The organism is Cyanobacteriota bacterium, from assembly GCA_025054735.1.
Taxonomy (GTDB): Bacteria; Cyanobacteriota; Cyanobacteriia; order SKYG9; family SKYG9; genus SKYG9.
The window spans coordinates 1-4501 of record JANWZG010000339.1 but is presented as its reverse complement, the minus strand read 5'-3'; the positions used below and the strand labels follow the sequence as shown (position 1 = coordinate 4501).

General features: G+C 50.2%; 6 protein-coding genes. 3 read left to right on the top strand and 3 right to left on the bottom strand.

Annotated elements, in window-relative coordinates; genetic code table 11:
• Positions 1-957: ABC transporter ATP-binding protein (locus NZ772_14555; protein ID MCS6814772.1), on the bottom strand; the 957-nt coding region annotated here is incomplete at its 3' end.
• A 248-nt stretch (positions 958-1205) separates the two neighbouring features.
• On the opposite strand from NZ772_14555, the gene NZ772_14550 reads away from it, so the two are divergent.
• Together NZ772_14550 and NZ772_14545 are read left to right on the top strand one after the other, a co-directional pair.
• Positions 1206-1433: a hypothetical protein gene (locus NZ772_14550; GenBank protein ID MCS6814771.1), complete on the top strand. Its 228-nt coding sequence runs from the start codon at positions 1206-1208 to the stop codon at positions 1431-1433.
• A 38-nt stretch (positions 1434-1471) separates the two neighbouring features.
• Entirely contained in the window at positions 1472-1669 is a 198-nt protein-coding gene (locus tag NZ772_14545; protein MCS6814770.1) for a hypothetical protein, read from the top strand.
• Positions 1670-1676: 7 nt separating this feature from the next.
• On the opposite strand, the gene NZ772_14540 is transcribed toward NZ772_14545, so the two are convergent.
• Positions 1677-2903 carry a methionine gamma-lyase family protein gene (locus NZ772_14540; GenBank protein MCS6814769.1) on the bottom strand — a complete coding sequence of 409 codons (1227 nt, stop codon included), beginning with the start codon at positions 2901-2903 and terminating at the stop codon, positions 1677-1679.
• 39 nt (positions 2904-2942) lie between these two features.
• Between NZ772_14540 and NZ772_14535 the strand changes: the two genes are divergently transcribed.
• On the top strand, positions 2943-3764 hold the full coding sequence (locus NZ772_14535; protein MCS6814768.1) for a fatty acid desaturase: 822 nt from the start codon (positions 2943-2945) through the stop codon (positions 3762-3764).
• 218 nt (positions 3765-3982) lie between these two features.
• On the opposite strand, the gene NZ772_14530 is transcribed toward NZ772_14535, so the two are convergent.
• Positions 3983-4501: CHAT domain-containing protein (locus NZ772_14530; GenBank protein ID MCS6814767.1), on the bottom strand; the 519-nt coding region annotated here is incomplete at its 5' end.

Genomic DNA, 4501 nt, shown 5'->3' with positions numbered 1-4501 from the left:
ACTTTGTAATACTGACCGCATCACCCCCTGCCCCTGGTTAAAGGCTTGATAAAACAGGGCTAAGTCCCCTAGGGTTCGTTGCCCCTGTAGGGCCTGCCAGCCTATCCAGGCGATCGCAACCCCGGTGACCACTAGTGCTGCTAGACTAGCGGCAAATTCGGCCATGCTTTGCTGCTGGGCAATGGTCAATCGCTCTTTACGGATCCGATGTCGCAGCGATCGGTACAACGCTTGGAAGTGATGACTCACGTCAAATAGGCGCATTTCCGCTGCCGTTTCTCCTTCTGTGAGCAGCCAGTCGTAGTAAAAGGCACGACGCTCCTCAGGAGTACGCTGTAACCACCAGCGGTGTTGACGTTGGTTGTAGTGCAGCACAGTGTAGAGCGATGGCAGTGCGCTCACCAGCAGAGCTATAGGCAACCAGAGGCCAAAGGGCAGCAACACACCGACCATAGCTATCAGTGTGATCCCACTTTGCAGCAGGTCACCTACCTGTTCCAGTAGCATCAAGGGCCGAAAGCTAGCGTCACTGCGAACACGGTAGAGGCGATCGTAATAGTCAGGCGATTCATAAAAGGCAAAGTCGATGGCAGCAGATTGTTGGTGAACAAGGCTGGTAATTTGATCGCGCACTAGCTCCCCCAGCACCGTCCGCACCCAAGTACTCAGCCCTCGCAGCAGTTCTGTGACGATCAGCACTACTGCCATGAACCCCATAGGCAGCAACAGGTGCTGTATCGATTGCCAATCTGTGCCCTGACCCAATACAATCACTAACCGATCAACTACAACTCGGCTGAGATATACCGTAGCGACGGGCAAGCACCCTTGAGCACCTAGCAGCCCTGCCCAGATGATGACCCACCATCGAGCTGCCTGCCAGACTAGATGCAGTGATCGCCCCAAGTAGGGAACTTGTCTAAGTCCGCGATGAACGTGTTGATAAATCTTGAGCACGCTACCTGATTTGTGGCGAATTGTTCGTAACAAACGAATCAGTTTGAGATTGAGAGCCGTAGTATAACGAAATCTAACGCCTGATTACAAACCTGTAATTTATTCAAGAATCGTTGCAGATGGCAACTGCATCGTTCCCGAAAGAGTCAAAACAGTGTAAGGTGTAGAGCAAATCTAAAAAAAATATTAAACTACGGATAAATTCTGGCATACTCCCACGCTGACTTTAGTCTTAATGGTATTGAGTAATGTCTATGGACTCCTCAACATTGCACCAGCTCTGGCTAGTGGTGGAAGAAACCCAAACAACTCAGCTACTTCGACTCAGTGATCGCGACTTGATTCAGGATATCATAGAACGTCTCGATCATCGGAAGCCGTTAACCCGGGACGAGGCCAAGGTAGTTAGTTCTTATCTGCAAGCTAGGACACCGTTAATTCGGGATATTGCTGGTGCTCGACTAGCCTGTGGTTAGCTGCGGAGAGTTGTGACCCTGGGTAAAGCAGCGCAATGATGATGGATTTTTCTTACCCTTTGAGCGCGGCTGCCCGCGCAGAGTGGCAGCGTATTCTAGAGGCTGCTGATCGCAACAATATCTTTTGCCATTGTCGTCGTTGCCAGCGAGAGTGGGTAGCCTCAACTGTAACTGCTTGTGTCTGCGGTAGCAACGATATTCAGGCCATTGCCTGCTGGCAGTTCCCAGATGACTAGCCTGTGGCTAGTGCTCCCAATTCTCTAACAGGGCTTCTAGGGCGATCGCCATATGAGTCCAGTGAGTTCCCCCTTGACAAAACACCACATAAGGCTCGCGGAGGGGGCCATCGGCTGACAACTCTGATGTGCTGCCGTCAATAAACGTTCCCCCGGCCATGACCAATTGACTGTCGTACCCTGGCATCGCTGCTGGTACCGGATCCAAGTAGGAACCTACAGGGGAATGAGCCTGAATAGTTCGACAAAAGGATATCAATTTCTCTGGTGAGCCAAGTTTAATCGCCTGAATTACATCGCGCCGGGGTGCCTCCGGCAGTGGATTTACCTCATAGCCCAGATCATGAAATACTTGAGCCACAAGGTGATTGCTCTTCATGGCTTCTCCGACCATCTGCGGCGCTAGGAACAATCCCTGAAATAGGAGCCGATGTTGGTCAAAGGTCGCCCCACCACTGCTGCCAATACCAGGGGCAGTCAGACGACAGGCTGCTGCTTCTACTAGGTCGGCCCGTCCAGCTACATACCCACCAGCGGTGGCGATCGTCCCGCCTGGATTTTTGATCAACGACCCAGCTATCAAGTCTGCCCCCACCATCGTTGGTTCACGGGTTTCGACAAACTCTCCGTAGCAGTTGTCTACAAAGCAAACCGTGTGAGGATTCTGGCGCTTCACTAAGTCAACAATTCTAGCAATATCGTCGATAGACAGGCTAGGTCGCCAGGAATACCCGCACGATCGCTGGATGAGCACCAGACGAGTATTATCCTTGACAGCGGTAGCCAATGCTTGCCAGTCGATCGTGCCCTCTGGTGTCAAGTCGATCTGTCTGTAGTAAATACCTAAATCCTGAAGAGAACCTTGATTCTCTCCCCGAATGCCAATAACTTCCTCTAAAGTATCGTAGGGACTGCCAGCAACAGCTAGCATTTCATCCCCAGGGCGCAGAACGCCATAAAGGGCACAGGCAATGGCATGGGTACCAGACACGAACTGCACTCTCACTAACGCTGCTTCCGTTCCCAAAATCTCGGCAACCACAGAGTCTAAGGTTGATCGTCCCAAGTCATTGTGCCCATAACCGCTAACACTGGCAAAGTGATGGGATCCAACGCGGTGATGGCGAAAGGCATTTAACACTCGCCGGAGATTTTCCTTGACAATAGTGTCAATCCGGGAAAAGATGGGAGATAGTGCTTGCTCTGCTTGGCGTATTTTCTGAACGCTATTCACGGAGTTTCACGTAGAACAATCCTTTATCGAGATTACTTCATGACTGTTGCAACATTAAACAAACCTAAACCTGCATGGGCAGTGATCCTGTTTATGGTGGGTGTTCACATTGGAGCACTGTTCGCATTCCTTCCCAGCAACTTTAGCTGGTCAGCCGTGGGACTAGCCCTCTTCTTACACTGGGTTACCGGCTGTTTAGGTGTCACCTTGGGCTGGCACCGCTTAATTACACACCGTAGTTTTCAGACTCCTAAGTGGCTAGAATACTTTTTCTTGTTTTGTGGTAGCTTGAGTTGCCAGAGTGGTCCTTTGGAGTGGATAGGATTGCACCGTCATCATCATCTGTATTCTGACCAGCATGTAGATCACCATGATTCTGGTAAAGGCTTTTGGTGGAGCCACATGGGGTGGATGTTCTATGAAATTGAGAATCGCGAAGACATTGTAAAGCGCTTTACCAAAGATATTTCCAGTGATCCGGTCTATCAGTTTTTTGAAAACTACTTTTTGGCGGTGCAGGTTGGGTTGGCGATCGTGCTGTATATGCTTGGTGGTTGGTCGTTTGTTGTGTGGGGCATTTTCGTGCGCTTGGTAGCGGTATATCACTGCACATGGCTCGTGAATAGTGCCACTCACAAGTTTGGCTATCGCAGCCATGAAACAACCGATCGCTCTACCAACTGTTGGTGGGTCGCTATCTTAGCCTATGGCGAAGGCTGGCATAACAATCACCATGCTTACCAGTATTCTGCCCGTCATGGTCTGCAATGGTGGGAAATTGATGTTACTTGGATGATCATCAGCTTATTGAAAACACTAGGCTTAGCTACCAAGGTGAAATTGGTTGGTGATGAAGGATAGCCAAGGTTATGCCATGTTTCCATACTATGGCTACGGATAACTTGTGATCAGGACTTGAGTCCTGACTACGAACTAGTGGGTTAAGTTGCTGGCTTTTGGAGAATTGGTATTACCAGCTACTAATTCACAAAGCTACTTGAGAACTGGGTGTGAAGGCGTTGTCTTTGCGCCCAGTTTTGCTAATGAGGTCAGTGGGAACAATGACACTTTGATTACCACTATTCGGCTTCTCCAATGATGGTAAAGGCTGCCCAGTCGATCGGATCTGGAAACTGTTGCAGGGTGGTGATCATTGCTTGTCGCAGAGCAGCAGCCTTGTCTATCCCTGGTCGCTTCAGCACTTGATAAAACTGCTGCATCATAAACGAGGTAGAGTCGTCGGGCACCTTCCACAGAGATACAATCACACTGTTAGCTCCAGCAGTAATCAACGAGCGAGACAGCCCGATTACGCCGTCGCCTGTGATTTTGCCGCGTCCAGTGTCACAAGCACTGAGCACGACTAGATCAGCTTTTAGCTTCAGGTCAAAGATTTCACTGGCTGTGAGTAACCCAGCTAAGGGTGGGGCAGGAGATGTGTTAGGGGCGAGGGCGATCGCACCGGGCACGCCTAAGCCCTTGTAATCATCCAACAGGCCGTGGGTTGCTAAGTGAATGAGCTGAGCTGTTTGCATTTTTTGTATGACATTGGCTTTAGTAGCCTGAGCGCCCACAATCGCTTGGGTACCAAGAAGCTG

What these genes read in the sequence shown, in the direction of transcription:
- NZ772_14550 (MCS6814771.1), top strand. Translation starts at nt 1,206, where the DNA reads ATGTCTATGGACTCCTCAACATTGCACCAGCTCTGGCTAGTGGTGGAA.
- NZ772_14545 (MCS6814770.1), top strand. Translation starts at nt 1,472, where the DNA reads ATGATGGATTTTTCTTACCCTTTGAGCGCGGCTGCCCGCGCAGAGTGG.
- NZ772_14535 (MCS6814768.1), top strand. Translation starts at nt 2,943, where the DNA reads ATGACTGTTGCAACATTAAACAAACCTAAACCTGCATGGGCAGTGATC.